We start from the raw sequence: 15,568 nt of genomic DNA, 5'->3' as shown, positions 1-15,568 counted from the left end.
AATACAGGCATTGAATTACATGGTTGATAATCAGAACGACTATATTCAGCAACATTTACATGATGCGCAGATTGCAAACACGCTGCGCCATAGTCGCTATTTCTTAATCAGCATCATGGTGATCTGCTTTTATATTTTTTGTATTTATCACATTCAATATAATCCTTCTAATACTTATTTTAATACCTGGTTCATTCTGACAGAGTTTCTGGTCAGTATATGCTGGCTGGTCACTACACTGTATTTTAAACCTGAGCAATATAACCAGAAAAGCGCGCACCGCTGGTTACAGATTCAGAGTCTGGCTGTAGGCCTCAGCATCGCATCTGGTATTTTTACCATTTACTATTATTTGCCTCAAGCCAACCCGGCCTTTGACGATATTGAAGCGCTGACCTTGTCCGCCTTGTTGTTGATCGTCACTCAAACCTTTGGTTTAACCTATTTAACCCAAAAACTCAGTTATTTCTGTCTGGCATTTTTACCCTCATTACTGCCCTTTTTACTGTCACAAATTTATCAGGTCGGTCATTCCAACCCCTTCTTTGCACTAGCCTTAAATTTCGCCATGATTGTGATTCTGCTGTGTGCGACTAGTAGCTACCGCATTCATCGCCGCACCTCACGCCTCTATGCAGAAAATGATATTCTGGTGAAAAATGCCGAGCAGCAAGTCGGTTGGACCGACGAACTGTGTCAACAGCTCAAAGCTGAAGTCAATAAATCCAAAGACATCGAACTGCAATTACAGCTCAACAATCAATTGCTGGAACAAAAAGTACGGGAACGTACTTATGATATTGAACAGATCAATCATGACCTGAAGAATCAGCAGCAGAATCTGGAACTTGCACATGAAATTGCCGGTATTCGCCCATGGGACTGGAATATTCAAGAGCGCAGCATCACCCTAACCAATCATAAAGACGAAAAGATTCTGCGTGACTCCAAAGATCATCATCTGCAATTAGAGCATTTGATCCACCCTGAAGATCTGGACTATTTTAAGCGCAATATGAAGCAGCATCTGCGTGGCCAGATTGACCGCTATGATGCCACTTACCGGATCAAGCTCAGTGAAGGTGGCTGGAGTTGGGTGCATGATATCGGCCGGGTGATCAGTCGTGATCCTAAAAATAAAAAACCCTTGCGCATGGTCGGTATCCGGCGTGATATCCAGCAGGAACGTCTGTCTCAGGAACGTTTAAAGCTGGTGGCCAGTGTACTGGAACAGGCTGCGGAAGGCATTTTCATTCTGAATCCTGATTTGGATTATATTGATGTGAATCCTCATTACGAATACCTGAGCGGTTTTGAGCGTGACGAGATTATCGGTAAATCCTTATTTGATATTGCAGTGCAAAATAAATCCCAGCAACGTGCTTTTCAGGCCAATATTGTCAAACAGATTCAAAAGATTGGCTCTTATGATGGAGAGGTCTATGCCAAATTTCTGTCTGGCAAAGAGTCGACCTTATGGCTGCATATTAATGCCGTGACTGATGATGAAGGCCGGATTACCCATTATATTGGCATCGTATCAGATCTGACTGAACGTAAATTACAGGAACAGCGCCTGTCCTATCTGGAAAATTATGACACGCTGACCGATTTACCGAACCGCTTCTATTATAATTATCAGTTGCATCAATATCTGGTTTCGCAAAAAGACTCGATTAAAGAGATGGCTGTGATTCGACTTAACATCGACCGTTTCCGCCCATTGAATGAATATCTGTCCAATAACGGCGGTGATGAACTTTTACGTCAGGTGGCGCAGCGGCTGCGCATGACCAATGCAGAAGCGCTATTTGTGGCACATCTGAATGGCGATGATTTTGCGATTCTCTATGAAATTTCGCATATTCGCCCTTCAGTTCAGCACCATTGTGAACGCATTGCCCAGGCCTTTAGCAGACCATTTAATATTTACGGTCAAGATCATGTGATTACCCTGTCCATGGGCGTGGCATTCTATCCTGATCATGGTCGTCAGCTGGATTATTTAAATAATTGCGCCGAACAGGCATTGAACGAAGCCAAAAATCTCGGTGGCAACACCATTCATTTTTATTCCAGTGAAAATAATGCTTTACAAAATAAAGGGGTTTTCCTGGAACGGGATTTGCGTAAAGCGATCCAGAATAATGAACTGGTTGTGTATTATCAGCCAAAAATCAATTTCAGCGATCAAAGCATTTATGGCTTTGAAGCGCTGATTCGCTGGAATCATCCAGAAAAAGGCATTATTACACCCGGGCTGTTTATCCCGTTAGCGGAACAGACCAGCCTGATTTCAGACATTGGTCGTCTGGTGATCCAGCAAGCCGCTAAACAGATTCGCCAATGGAATGATCTGGGTTTTAATCATATTTGTATATCAGTCAATATCGTGGCGCAGCAATTGCGTCGTGGTCAATTGCTCGATGATCTGGACCAAGCCATTGCAGATAACCAGATTTCTGGCGCCAGTCTGGAACTGGAAATTACCGAATCTTCTTTAATCGAAAATTCGGAAGCGGTCAAAAACCTGTTGAATGAAATCAAACAGCGACATATTCATATTGCCCTAGATGATTTTGGTACAGGTTACTCCTCTCTGTCCTATCTTGCTGATTTTCCTATTGATACCCTGAAAATTGATCGCAGTTTTGTTTGCAAGATTGGGGAAAACAAACAGGCAGCCATTGTCAGTGCTATGGTGGCCATGGGTAAAGCCATGGGCATGACCGTGGTCGCGGAAGGCATCGAGACTGAAGAGCAGCTAGAATATCTACGTGATTTAGACTGTGATATTGCCCAAGGTTACTTATTTTCCAAACCGCTTCCTGAGCAGGATGCAACCGCTTATTTAGTGCGAGACAAGACGCATCAGACTTATATATCCCAAGTCTAAGTCCATACCCCACCACAATAAGTTTGTTGGAAAAACGGCCGTCTTTGTCTGTCCGAACTGGCTAACAAATGGTATATTCAGGAACATAAATAAATTCTTTGCCCGCTGACCGGGTAATCTTTACAACGATCGAGAGACTGATGGACGAACAATCTTTAAAGCAACAGGCCCTTTACTATCACGAGTTTCCTACCCCGGGAAAAATCAGCGTTACACCAAGCAAACAATTGGTCAACCAACGTGACTTGGCCCTTGCTTACTCGCCTGGCGTAGCTGCACCATGTCTTGAGATTGAACGCGATCCTTCAACTGCTGCATTGTATACGGCACGTGGTAACCTGGTTGCTGTCGTGACCAATGGTACTGCCGTGCTTGGCCTAGGTAATATTGGTCCTTTAGCTTCTAAACCGGTGATGGAAGGTAAAGGCGTATTATTCAAAAAATTTGCTGGCGTTGATGTATTCGATATCGAAATTGCTGAAAATGATCCAGACAAAATTGTGGATATTGTCGCTGCATTAGAACCGACTTTCGGCGGGATTAACCTTGAAGATATCAAGGCGCCAGAGTGTTTCTATATTGAGCAAAAATTGCGTGAACGCATGAATATTCCGGTATTCCATGATGATCAGCACGGTACTTCGATTATTGTCGGCTCAGCGCTCCTCAACGCATTGCAAATCAACGGCAAAAAAATTGAAGACATCAAGATCGTAGCTTCAGGCGCGGGTGCTGCTGCACTGTCTTGTTTGAATCTGCTTTGTGCTCTGGGTGCTAAAAAAGAGAATATCATCGTTGCCGATTCACGCGGTCTGCTGACTACACATCGCGAAGGCTTGGATGAATCTAAGAAAGCCTATGTACAAGACATCGAAGCTACTCAGCTTGGTGACGTGATTGCAGGCGCAGACATGTTCCTCGGTCTTTCTGCTGCAGGTATTTTGACCAAAGAAATGGTCAAGGTCATGGCTGAAGATCCGATCATCTTTGCCTTGGCGAATCCGGATCCAGAAATTCTGCCTGAACATGCACATGAAGTCCGTGATGACGTGATCATGGCGACTGGTCGTTCTGACTATCCGAACCAGGTGAATAACGCACTGTGCTTCCCGTACATCTTCCGTGGTGCGCTGGACGTTGGCGCAACCACCATTAACGAAGAAATGAAAATTGCCTGTGTCCACGCGATCGCGCGTATGGCACACGTTGAAGCTGATGCGGCGACTTATGGTGAAAAATCGGCATCATTTGGCCGTGAATACCTGATTCCGGGCCCACTGGATCAACGTTTGATTCTAGAAATCGCACCTGCTGTTGCACAAGCAGCAATGGATTCTGGCGTGGCAACACGTCCAATCACGGATTTCTCGCATTATCGTCAACGTTTGTCTGAGTTTGTCTACAACTCTGCATTCATGATGAAACCAATCTTTGAACAGGCTAAATCTGATCCTAAACGTATTGCTTATGCAGAAGGTGAAGACCTGCGTGTACTTCGCGCAGTTCAAATCGCGGTAGATGACGGTTTGGCAATTCCGATTCTGGTAGGCCGTCCAGCTGTCATTGAAGCCAACATCAAAAAATTGGGTCTGCGTCTTGAAGATGGTGTGAATATCACTATCGTCGATCAGGAAAAGAACCCGAACTATGAAATGTTTGCAGATGATTACTACAACATCATGCAGCGTAAGGGTGTAACGCCTGAATATGCACAGCGTGAAGCACGTCGTCGCTCGACCCTGATCGCAGCGATGCTTGTGAAACATGGTATGGCAGACGGTATGCTGTGTGGTACGTATTCAAGCTACGACATTCACCTGGACTTCGTCAGCAACATCATTGGCAAGAAAGATGGTCATAACACTTTCTTTACCTTGAATGCCTTGATGCTTGAAGACCGTAACCTGTTCATTGCCGATACGTATGTCAATACTAATCCAACGGCTGAACAGCTGGCTGAAATGACCATTCTGGCTGCTGAAGAAGTTCGCCGTTTTGGTATGACACCACGTATTGCCCTGCTGTCTCACTCAAGTTTTGGTTCAGACCAGCATGATGCCAGCGCGCAAAAAATGCGTAAGGTGTATGACATTCTGTCTGAAATCGCGCCTGAGCTGGAAGTTGAGGGTGAAATGCACGGTGATGCTGCACTGGATGAAAACATTCGTCAGTTTGCATTCCCGAATTCACGTTTCAAAGGCTCTGCAAACTTGCTGATCATGCCGAATCTGGATGCAGCCAATATCTCGTTTAACCTGTTAAAAGCAACTTCAGGCAACAATGTAACCATTGGTCCAATTCTTCTAGGTGCGGCGAAACCCGTACATATCTTGACGCCGACTGCGACCACGCGCCGTGTAATCAACATGACTGCACTGACTGTTGCAGAGATCCAGCAAGCGGAACAAGATGCACTTTAAGCCGATGACAAGATAACGACGCATCAGCCTCGTTTCTTAACTTGAGAAAACCTCTATTCTGTAGCATGATGCTTGTAAGAATAGAGGTTTTTTCATGCAAGTTTATTTAGTAGGGGGCGCAGTTCGAGATCATTTGCTCGGACACCCCTATCACGAAAAAGATTATGTGGTCGTTGGTGCAACTCCCGCGCAAATGCTTGACTTAGGCTATCAGCCCGTAGGCAAAGATTTCCCTGTTTTTCTACATCCCCAAACAAAAGAAGAATATGCACTGGCGCGTACCGAACGTAAATCTGGTTCTGGTTATCATGGTTTTGAGTTTCATACCGATGTCAGCGTTACCCTGGAGCAGGATCTGATTCGTCGCGATCTGACCATTAATGCCATGGCCATGGATGATGCCGGCCAGGTTTATGATCCTTATGGTGGTCAACAGGATCTGGAAAACCGGATTCTACGTCATGTTTCCGATGCATTTGTGGAAGATCCATTACGCGTGCTACGCATTGCCCGTTTTGCTGCCCGTTATACCAGTGCAGGCTTTGTGATTGCCGATGAAACCATGGCATTAATGCAACGCTTGACTGAAACCGGTGAATTAAATGCATTGACACCAGAACGCGTCTGGAAAGAGACTTCCCGTGCTTTATCCGAACGTCATGCTGATGTGTATTTTGAAGTATTACGTCAATGTGGTGCTTTAAAGGTACTCTTCCCTGAGATTGACGCCTTATATGGCATTCCACAGCGCCCTGAATATCATCCGGAAATTGACTGTGGCATTCATACCATGATGTCCTTGCAGCAGGCGTGTCGTCAAAATTATAGTCTGGATGTACGTTTTGCCGTTTTAGTGCATGACTTAGGAAAAGCTTTGACGCCGCTTGAAGAATTACCGCGACATATCATGCATGAAGAGCGAGGCATCAAGCCAGTGAATGACCTGTGTGACCGTTTAAAAGTGCCGACGTATACCAAGCAGCTGGCTTTGGCTGTGTGCAAAGAGCATCTGAAATGCCATCAGGCCTTCAATCTTAAGCCGGGAACCTTATGGCGATTATTGCAACGTCTGGATGTGTTACGTCGCCCTGAACGTGTCGAAGCTTTTGTTCAGGCGTGTGAATGTGATTCACGTGGCCGTCTAGGTCTGGAAGATCGTGCTTATCCACAAGCCCAATACGTCCTTGATGCAATGCAGACCGTACGTGCCATCAAGGCACAAGACCTGCCTGCCGATATTCAGGGACCGGATATTGGCGAAATGCTGATTGAACGACGGATTCAGGCACTTGGTGAGCTTAAAGCACAACAAACCGCAACAATTGAATAATAAAAAAAGCACCTTCGGGTGCTTTTTTTATAGCTTAATTTCTCTTTATCAAAAAAGGAATTAAAACTATCTAATTCGCTGGATCAGGAAATATCTGCCGGAAAAGTAATCACCTTTTCCAGTTTCATTTGATTAGTTGCAATCATCAATAAACGGTCAATTCCCAAGGCAATCCCTGAACATTCCGGCATCTTCGGTAAAGCCGCCAGTAAATATTCATCGATGGGCATGACATGCAAGCTAAGTTTGGCTCGTTCAGCATTATCTGCCTCAAAGCGCGAACGTAATACGTCAGCATCAATCAGTTCATCATAAGCATTGGCCAATTCTAAACCTTCGATATACAGCTCAAAACGTGCGGCGACCAGTTCACCCTCTTCATCGATTCGGGTTTTGGCCAAAGAAGCCATTTCAGGGGGGAAATCGGTCAGCAATACTGCGGTATCAAACCCCAGACTCGGTTCAACCATATGTGAAAATAACAGGTCGATATAGCCAAGACGGTCATTTCCCAGATCCAGATTAAGACCAACGCGGCGGCAGCAATCTTTCAATTCCTGTAAAGTTGCCTGAAGCGGATTGAGATCCAGACGATCCATGAACGCGTGCTTATAACTCAAAATGGTCGGACGTATTTCGCCAAAACGTGCTTTCAAGGTCACATTCAACAGATCAGATACTTCAAACATCAAATCTTTTAAACTAAATCCCGGACGATACCATTCCAGCATGGTGAATTCGCTATTGTGCTTACGCCCATGTTCATCATCACGGAAGACTTTACAGATTTGATAAATGGGTCCAGAGCCACTGGCCAATAAGCGTTTCATGGCAAATTCGGGTGAGGTCTGCAAATAATGTGTATGCGCTTTACCCAGCACATGGCGCTGGGCCTGTACCGAGGCTAAATGCACATCAGTCACACCGGCTTGAGACAAAATCGGTGTTTCGACTTCTAATACATCGCGCTCAGCAAAAAACTGACGGATTTGACGATATAAATTCGCCCGCGCGTGCATGGCTTGAAGGTCACAAGTGGGTTGATACGTCATTGTCATGCCTTCGGCCCACCGTGTGCTGCCCACTCACGACGTAGTGGGTAGGTTTTACGTAAATGATCAAATGCCTGCTGATCGACTTTACCTTCTTTGAGACAGGCACGTAGATTGGCATCATCACGAGCAATGTCATAAATTTGGGATAAATGCTGTTGCAAAGCCATTTTTAAATCCTGCCCCTGAAAAAACTGCTCACAGACAGGCAGCTGAGATTCAAACTGTTTATTGGCTGCAAAACCAAAAATGTGACAAAAAGCTTCGTAAATCATCTGGGTACCACGTGCCTTGCCTTCCAGACTATAGCCGGCAATATGCGGGGTGACCAAAGTTACCAGATCCAGAAGTTCTGCTGAAATTAGCGGTTCGTGTTCAAAGACATCCAAAATCACGGTTCGATGTGTCGCCTGTATATCCTGGATCAGTGCGGCTTCCTCAATGACTGGCCCACGTGCTGAATTAATCAGGATTGCATCAGACCGCATGTGCGCCAGCGAAGCAGCATTAAATAAATAATAGGTTGGATATGCACCAGTTTTAGTTAAAGGGACATGAATCGAAATTGCCTCCGCCTGCTGCAATAATTCATGAAATTCAACTTGATCAACCTGCTCTCTTTGCACCAAAGGATCATAGCCAATCACGCGCCAGCCCAAGAGCTTCGCCATGTAGGCCAATCGGATTCCAACATTACCCAAACCGACAATACCCAAGGTAAATGTCGCATTGGCATCGAGTAATTCAGGACGCACCTGCAATAACGCGGTAATCACATATTCAGCCACTGCTTGCGCATTACAGCCGGCTGCATTACTCCATTGAATCCCATGCTGTTCTAATGCAGCAATATCCAAATGATCTGTGCCAATGGTGGCACTACCCACAAATTTAATCGAACTATTCTGTAGCAGTACTTCATTGACCTGAGTCACTGAACGTACCAACAGGCTATCGGCATCTTTGACATCATCTGCGCTTAAGGTTCGCCCTGCACGATGTTGAATATCACCAAATTCGGAAAAGAAATAATCGGTAAATGCCAGATTTTCATCTGCGACAATTTTCATAATGAGATCCATATGATGCTTGGACGTATGATAGCGCGTTGACGCCTCTGACTCTATATTTGGCCGATACGTCCATTTTTCAAGATTTTATGAATTAAGTTCAGGACTGAGGAATTGAGTATTCAATATCTGCAGCCTAAAAAGAAAAACCCCAATCTTTCGACTGGGGTTTTTAAAATTTGGCGGAAGCGGTGAGATTCGAACTCACGGAGGACTCACACCCTCGTCGGTTTTCAAGACCGGTGCATTAAACCGCTCTGCCACGCTTCCTTGGCCGCCATCATATAAATAAATTAGATTTTTGGCAATAAAATTTAGCGAAACTTCTATAAAAAGCAGCTTATTCAGCTAAAAATCATCCGAAATCAAAGCCAACCTGGGCATTTTCATTCAAAGATTTTAGTATTGCAATGATCTTGAGTTGAATTTAACTCAGTAGAGAATGATGAGAGAAATAATCACATTCAGCATCAAGTAGATCAACAACTGAAAAAATATTGAGACATAAAAAAACCCAGTCAAATTGACTGGGTTTTTAAAATTTGGCGGAAGCGGTGAGATTCGAACTCACGGAGGACTCACACCCTCGTCGGTTTTCAAGACCGGTGCATTAAACCGCTCTGCCACGCTTCCATGGCCGACATGATATAAACAAAAATCACGCTTGGCAAATATTTTTATGCTTTCACTGCATCAACTGCACAAAATAAAATCAATTCCATTAATCTGCTGAATTTTCTGGCTTTTCATAACGAATTGAATTGATGAACCAGAGTTTCTTGCCGGAGGGGGTCAATACCTCGGCCTCCTCATCGACCTGCTTGCCTAATAATGCGCGTGCCATCGGTGAACTGATCGATATATGCTGCGGATGATGATCATAAATTTCATCTACACCGACAATGCGTAAAGTTTTTTGTTCACCTTCTTCATTTTCAATGTCCACCCAGGCACCAAAATAAACTTTTCCTTCCTGCTCCGGGGAAAAATCGATGATTTTCAGTTCTTCGAGGCGCTTGCCGAGATACCTGACCCGTCGATCAATTTTACGCAAAATTTGCTTGTTATATTGGTAGTCTGCGTTTTCAGAACGGTCGCCGAGACTGGCTGCCCAGTTCACTTTTTTGGTAATTTCAGGACGTTCTTCATGCCAGAGATTCTTAAGTTCTGCCACCAATTTATCGTGTCCAGCACGAGTGATTAAGTTGGATTTCATACGTCTTGCTGATCAAATTTTCAGTGTTTTAACTTACAAACAGCTTATTTTATTTACCACTTTAACACAATGGTAAAATTCCAAAAAAATTAACTTTATATTTCAATATCTTAAAATTATTTTTAAAAATAATTTGTGTACAAAATTTGACAATCGTTTTTCAGATCATTAATATGCCACCAACTTCCGGAAATGCTTACTTTTTAATCTATGTAGTTTTTCTACATAATTATCTTTAAATCTCTTGTCATTTTGAATGACGTCATGACTGCCCAACCCTTATTGAATTTATCAAACTGTTAAAATTTCTGGCTTTGTTGGCTGTGATTTTTAGGGCATAAATTACTTGTAGCGGAGACAACATGCACAGTAGTTCATCCACTGGGTCGAGGCTTTGCCTAAGATCTGTAATTTCTTCTCTCCCTTTGAAAGCACTTGTACTGAGCACTGCATTTATTCCCCTACACAGTATCAATGCAAGTAAGACCACACTTCAGTTTGATCATGTGGTCAATAGCAATAAGTTGACCGTGGTTGCGGTTGAAAATCCGACTACCGTATTCCAGGATGGACAACATCTGCATGGCTTCGGTTATGATCTGGTTCGTAACTATGCTAACAATCTGAATGTAAAACTCGATTTTAAAATCGTTCCTGATAATCAGACTGCCCTACAGTGGGTTGCTCAGGGTAAAGCCAATCTGGCTATGACGACTACTGATATACGCACCATTGAAAACAAGCGTTTGACGTCGTTCTCGGCCACTTGTGGCGATGAATCAATTCTGTCGAGTAATGGCTTGAATACCAATTTAAATCTGGTGTTTAAATCTGCTACAGATCCTTTGAGCCAGACGGCCAGTGCTTTTGTCTGCAAAGGCAAACAAAGTGGTGCCATTAAGCAGCTTGCTTCATTTTATAATCAGAATGTCGTGAAAGAGGAATCTTGGACCACCATTCAACGTGATTTGAACAACCGTCTGCCGATCTATGAAGCGAGTTTTAAACAGACAGCGCAGCAGTATGACCTGGATTGGCATTTACTGGCGGCCATTGGTTATCAGGAATCTTATCTGAAACCGAATTCAGTTTCTCCGACGGGTGTGCGTGGTTTGATGATGCTGACCAACAGTACAGCAAAAGCCATGGGCGTGAGTAACCGTACCGATCCTGCTCAAAGCATTCAGGGTGGTGCCAAGTATTATGATCAAATGCTTAGTCGCTATGATCATATTCCTTTTCCAGATCGGAACTGGTTTGCACTGGTAGCTTATAATATGGGCCCAGGTGCAGTGAATCAGTTGCAAAAGCGCATTCAGTCGCAAGGCAAGAACCCGAATAACTGGGTGAACTTATATGCCTATCTGGATCAGAATAAAGCCAATAATGGTCGCTACCGTCAAGCGGTACAATATGTGACCCGCATTCGTGCTTATTTGGAACATATCAAGACCACACCACAATTGGTGAATATCTAAGCTAAAACCTTAGCATTAATCAAAATGACATAAAAAAAGCTTACCTCAGGGTAAGCTTTTTTCGTCTTTATTCAGGCTAATGTCTTAGTAGAATTAAGCCGTGGTATTTTCAAGTACTTTCTTGAACAAATCTTTTTGTTCCTGACTTGGTTTTGCAGTCTGAAGTGCCATCAATTGTGACATATCACCCTGTACTTTGATTTTACCTGTCATAAATGCCTGCATCGCAGCAGCCATATCAAACTCTAGGAAAACTTTACGTAGAGTTTCGCCATCCATATTCAGCGTAGTTTTGGCATTTGAAGACAAACCTTTTTTGATTGCCCCACCATCTAAAGATAGTTCAGTATTACCTGTAGTGTCCGCTACAACCAAATTAATCGCAAGGTTCGCCAAAGCTGGTGGCAAATTCAAATCGCCAGCTTGCGCAGTTAGAGTTTCTACAGTTGAAAACCAATCATCAGTTAAAAAAGCAGGCATGATCTTTCCTCAAATTATTTGTTCATTTGTGTCGACTATCCAGACGACATCATGTTGAAGCTATTATGCTTGTGCTTTGTTATATCATGATCATTAGCGCAAAGGCTAACGAATTTTGTACGCGCCGTTCAATTTTTGTAGTTCTATTTTTATTTATGTTTATAAGCAGACATCAACCCGCGGGCTGATGTCTACACGTTCTAAAATTAGTCTGCAGCAAAGCCCAGATTGACCATATTGATCCGACGGTTCTCGCCTTCCACAGCTTCTTCAGTTGAATCACCGCCTTTGAAGTCGAATTCACGCTGACTGTCCAGCACTTCAAAATCAAATAATTCACGATCGACCAGCTGCGATGGCGAAACATTTTGCAATGCGCCAAAAATGCTGTGCAGACGTTTTGGATGTGCTTTATCCCAATCACGTAACATGTCATTGATAATTGCGCGCTGCAGGTTGTCCTGAGAGCCACATAAATTACATGGAATAATTGGAAATTGACGCATTTCTGCATATTTGATGATGTCTTTTTCTTCCACATAGGCCAGTGGGCGAATCAGAATGTTCTTTTTGTCTGAAGACAACAGTTTTGGTGGCATAGCTTTCAAGCTGCCGCCATGGAACAGGTTCAGGAAGAAAGTCGCCAAGATATCATCACGATGATGGCCTAAAGCAACTTTGGTCGCGCCAATTTCCTGCGCAAAACCGTATAAAGAACCACGACGCAAACGCGAACAGACTGCACAGTAGGTTTTACCTTCAGGCGTCAACTTTTTGGTGATGCTGTAGGTGTCTTTTTCCAAAATGTAATACGGAATGTTATTTTCTTCTAAATAACGAGGTAATACATCTTCCGGGAAGCCTGGCTGTTTCTGGTCCAGATTCACAGCCACTACATCGAAATTGATCGGTGCGATGCGCTTGAACTGTAGCAGGATATCCAACAGGGTATAACTGTCTTTACCACCAGAAATACACACCATGACCTTATCGCCTTCTTCAATCATCTTGAAGTCACGAATGGCATGTCCGACCTGGCGGCGAAGCTTCTTCAACAAACGGTAGTAGGCTGAGCTTGTTGGCAGTTCAGGTTTGAAATTAAATCCTTGTTCGGACTCAACTGGCGAGTACATAGACGAGATTAACCCATAAAAAAAATACCGCGCAATTTTAGCCGATTCGGACCGCTATCGCATCAAAAGAATTTATTTTCATGAAAATGTCTTATTAGTTTCATTTTCATGTTTTATTTAGATTGATATATTGAACGATTGCGTTCATTTTTTAGTCAAGATGCTTATCTTTTGAACTTTTCCACAGTTGTCCACAAAAGCTGTGGATAACTTTGTGGATTGAAACAGACTTGACAACTTGTCCGGCTCAAAAGATAAGGCTTTTCTTTAAATTGATCATTTTTTGATCAATTTAATTATTTATAAAAATCAATTATTTAACCCTGTCAAGCCTAAGGTTTTAAATTAAATCATATTTTTTTTTCTACTGCTAAAATGTAAAAAATGACTTGCATTTACAAACTCGTTTATAAATGCAGCGCACAAGTCTTTTCATTCCGTAATTTTTTGTTAAACTCTTTATTAAATTTTTCTCGCTTGTGTTTACTTAATATAAACAATGAAAATAAATGTGCATGTTTTGGGGCGTTATGGGATCAGTGGTTTGCTATTGGCAAGCTGTTGTCATTTTGCTTATGCTGGTCAAACGATCTATCAATTACGCGACAGTAATGGCAGTACTTTATTGACCAATAAGAAAAGTCGCTATAATCACCTGCAGGTAGAAAAGAAAACTTATTATCCCGACAGCAATATTCATAGTTATAGTAACTGGGGCTCGAGTGAAGCTTCCGTGTTACCTAGCTATAGTAAAAATAAAAATGCCTATGACTCGATCATCCGTCAGGCAGCACAAACCTATGGCGTGTCTGAAGGCTTGATTAAAGCTGTGATGCATACCGAATCCGGTTTTAATGTACAGGCACGCTCTCCAGTCGGTGCACAGGGCTTAATGCAACTCATGCCGGCGACTGCCCGTCGTTTTAATGTCAGCAACGCTTATGACCCGCAGCAGAATATTATGGCAGGTGCCAAATATCTGGCCTGGTTATTGAAACGTTTTAATGGCAACACCACCTTGGCACTGGCAGGCTATAATGCCGGTGAAGGTAATGTTGCCAAATATAAGGGTGTGCCACCGTTTCGTGAAACTCAGGACTATGTCCGTCGTGTCAGCAGCCGTTATCAGAACTTATATGCTCAGGGAATTGGCAATACTAGTTCTACCTATACAGCATCTTCTGGTACTGGCCGTGTGATTGCCAGTTCTGACAATTATTCGATTGAAACCACCACAGCTTCCAATATTCAGGCTGCCAAGTATCAGCGTCAGATCATTGCTCAAGCGGATGGCAGTTTCACCGATGCACCGGCAGGCTCATATGCCACCGCGAATGCTTCAGCATCTGCAAAAATATATTTAAGTGAATAACTCCTAAACAGCTTTGTTTTTAAAGACCTATGTTTCAATTTGCACAAAAAATATCCTGTGTTTTTTGTAGCCAAATGCTATTTTTTCCTTGAATTCTTCTCGATTTCACCGCATATTGATTTCAATGATTTACATTTAATAATCAGATTATTTTTCTGTAATAAGAGGATTTCTCAATGATGCGGATTGGTTTGTTCTTGCTAACCAACCTCGCGGTACTGGTTGTAGCTGGCATTATCTTGTCACTCTTCGGTGTCGGTAGTTACCATGGCGCAGGTGGCTTGAATCTAGGCAACCTGTTGGTCATCTGTTTTGTGTTCGGTATGGTCGGCTCAATGATTTCCCTGTTCATGTCTAAATGGATGGCGAAAAAGACCACGGGTACTGAACTGATTGACCCGAATGCACCTCGTAACCAAGCTGAAGCCTGGTTGCTCCAAGAAGTTGCACAACTTTCTCAGCGTGCAGGCATTAAAATGCCGGAAGTGGGTATTTTCCCCTCTTACCAGTCGAATGCCTTTGCCACCGGCTGGAACAAAAATGATGCTCTCGTTGCGGTATCAACTGGCTTGCTTGAGCGTATGAACAAAGACGAACTTCGTGCAGTATTGGCGCATGAGATTGGTCATGTCGCCAATGGTGACATGGTCACTCTGGCACTGATCCAAGGTGTTGTGAACGCCTTCGTGATGTTCTTCGCACGTGTCGCAGGTGATTTTATTGACCGCAATGTCTTTGGTCGTGAAGAAGGTGAAGCCCCGGGTATTGCCTATTTCGTGATTACTATTGTGCTGGATATCGTGTTCGGTATCTTGGCATCGTCGATTGTGATGTGGTTCTCTCGTCACCGTGAATACCGTGCTGATGAAGCAGGTGCACGTCTGGCAGGTAAACAAGCCATGATTTCAGCATTACTGCGCTTACAGGCAGAATCTGAAATGCCAGATGCCATGCCGAAAGAAATGAAAGCATTTGCGATTTCTGCGGGTAAAGAAGAAGGCTTTAGCCTTGCTGCATTGTTCCAGACGCATCCAAGCATCGAACAACGTGTCGCTGCATTGCAACAACTTGATTGTGCTTAAGTAAAACTTTATTTTTGATTCAAAAAAAGCCTGCAATTG

11 protein-coding genes and 2 tRNA genes are annotated in these 15,568 nt (G+C 43.4%); 6 read left to right on the top strand and 7 right to left on the bottom strand.

From position 1 onward, the window contains the following. The first annotated feature begins 19 nt into the window (after nucleotides 1-19). The 3 genes from FTV42_RS00810 to FTV42_RS00800 all read left to right on the top strand — a co-directional run bounded on the left by FTV42_RS00810 (nucleotide 20) and on the right by FTV42_RS00800 (nucleotide 6,646). Nucleotides 20-2,896, top strand: coding sequence for a bifunctional diguanylate cyclase/phosphodiesterase (locus tag FTV42_RS00810; RefSeq protein ID WP_180037124.1), 2,877 nt, complete (start codon nucleotides 20-22; stop codon nucleotides 2,894-2,896). Nucleotides 2,897-3,036: 140 nt separating this feature from the next. Continuing rightward, on the top strand, nucleotides 3,037-5,316 hold the full coding sequence (locus tag FTV42_RS00805; RefSeq protein ID WP_004280528.1) for an NADP-dependent malic enzyme: 2,280 nt from the start codon (nucleotides 3,037-3,039) through the stop codon (nucleotides 5,314-5,316). A 94-nt stretch (nucleotides 5,317-5,410) separates the two neighbouring features. Continuing rightward, on the top strand, nucleotides 5,411-6,646 hold the full coding sequence (locus tag FTV42_RS00800; protein WP_180037123.1) for a multifunctional CCA addition/repair protein: 1,236 nt from the start codon (nucleotides 5,411-5,413) through the stop codon (nucleotides 6,644-6,646). A gap of 83 nt (nucleotides 6,647-6,729) precedes the next feature. Here the strand turns inward: FTV42_RS00800 and epmA are convergent, their stop codons facing one another. From epmA to greB, 5 genes are all read right to left on the bottom strand, one after another. Further along, entirely contained in the window at nucleotides 6,730-7,704 is a 975-nt protein-coding gene (gene epmA, locus FTV42_RS00795; protein WP_180037122.1) for an EF-P lysine aminoacylase EpmA, read from the bottom strand. Next, nucleotides 7,701-8,768 carry a 4-phosphoerythronate dehydrogenase gene (locus FTV42_RS00790; protein WP_180037121.1) on the bottom strand — a complete coding sequence of 356 codons (1,068 nt, stop codon included), beginning with the start codon at nucleotides 8,766-8,768 and terminating at the stop codon, nucleotides 7,701-7,703. Before FTV42_RS00790 ends, epmA begins: the two co-directional genes overlap by 4 nt. A 180-nt stretch (nucleotides 8,769-8,948) precedes the next feature. Continuing rightward, nucleotides 8,949-9,038 (bottom strand) — tRNA-Ser (locus FTV42_RS00785). A gap of 273 nt (nucleotides 9,039-9,311) precedes the next feature. Further along, nucleotides 9,312-9,401 (bottom strand) — tRNA-Ser (locus FTV42_RS00780). Nucleotides 9,402-9,489: 88 nt separating this feature from the next. Then, nucleotides 9,490-9,984, bottom strand: a complete 495-nt coding sequence (gene greB / locus FTV42_RS00775) for a transcription elongation factor GreB (RefSeq protein WP_004731844.1) — start codon at nucleotides 9,982-9,984, stop codon at nucleotides 9,490-9,492. 362 nt (nucleotides 9,985-10,346) lie between these two features. Here greB and FTV42_RS00770 point away from each other — a divergent pair, with 362 nt between their 5' ends. Beyond that, entirely contained in the window at nucleotides 10,347-11,462 is a 1,116-nt protein-coding gene (locus tag FTV42_RS00770) for a transglycosylase SLT domain-containing protein (RefSeq protein ID WP_004280534.1), read from the top strand. Nucleotides 11,463-11,555: 93 nt separating this feature from the next. Here the strand turns inward: FTV42_RS00770 and FTV42_RS00765 are convergent, their stop codons facing one another. Next, nucleotides 11,556-11,942, bottom strand: coding sequence for an SCP2 sterol-binding domain-containing protein (locus FTV42_RS00765; protein WP_004280536.1), 387 nt, complete (start codon nucleotides 11,940-11,942; stop codon nucleotides 11,556-11,558). Between the two features lie 206 nt (nucleotides 11,943-12,148). Beyond that, complete coding sequence (gene ttcA / locus FTV42_RS00760) at nucleotides 12,149-13,075, bottom strand: tRNA 2-thiocytidine(32) synthetase TtcA (protein ID WP_004280538.1); 927 nt, start codon at nucleotides 13,073-13,075, stop codon at nucleotides 12,149-12,151. Nucleotides 13,076-13,574: 499 nt separating this feature from the next. Here ttcA and FTV42_RS00755 point away from each other — a divergent pair, with 499 nt between their 5' ends. Together FTV42_RS00755 and htpX are read left to right on the top strand one after the other, a co-directional pair. Beyond that, the gene (locus FTV42_RS00755) at nucleotides 13,575-14,447 is read left to right on the top strand and encodes a lytic transglycosylase domain-containing protein (RefSeq protein WP_180037120.1); all 873 of its coding nucleotides are present in this window, start codon (nucleotides 13,575-13,577) and stop codon (nucleotides 14,445-14,447) included. A 176-nt stretch (nucleotides 14,448-14,623) separates the two neighbouring features. Continuing rightward, the gene (htpX, locus tag FTV42_RS00750) at nucleotides 14,624-15,529 is read left to right on the top strand and encodes a protease HtpX (protein ID WP_004280540.1); all 906 of its coding nucleotides are present in this window, start codon (nucleotides 14,624-14,626) and stop codon (nucleotides 15,527-15,529) included. The last annotated feature ends 39 nt before the right edge of the window (nucleotides 15,530-15,568 follow it).

The organism is Acinetobacter sp. YH16052 (assembly GCF_013417155.1).
In the GTDB taxonomy this organism is placed as follows: domain Bacteria; phylum Pseudomonadota; class Gammaproteobacteria; order Pseudomonadales; family Moraxellaceae; genus Acinetobacter.
This window is presented reverse-complemented; position numbering and strand designations above follow the sequence as displayed.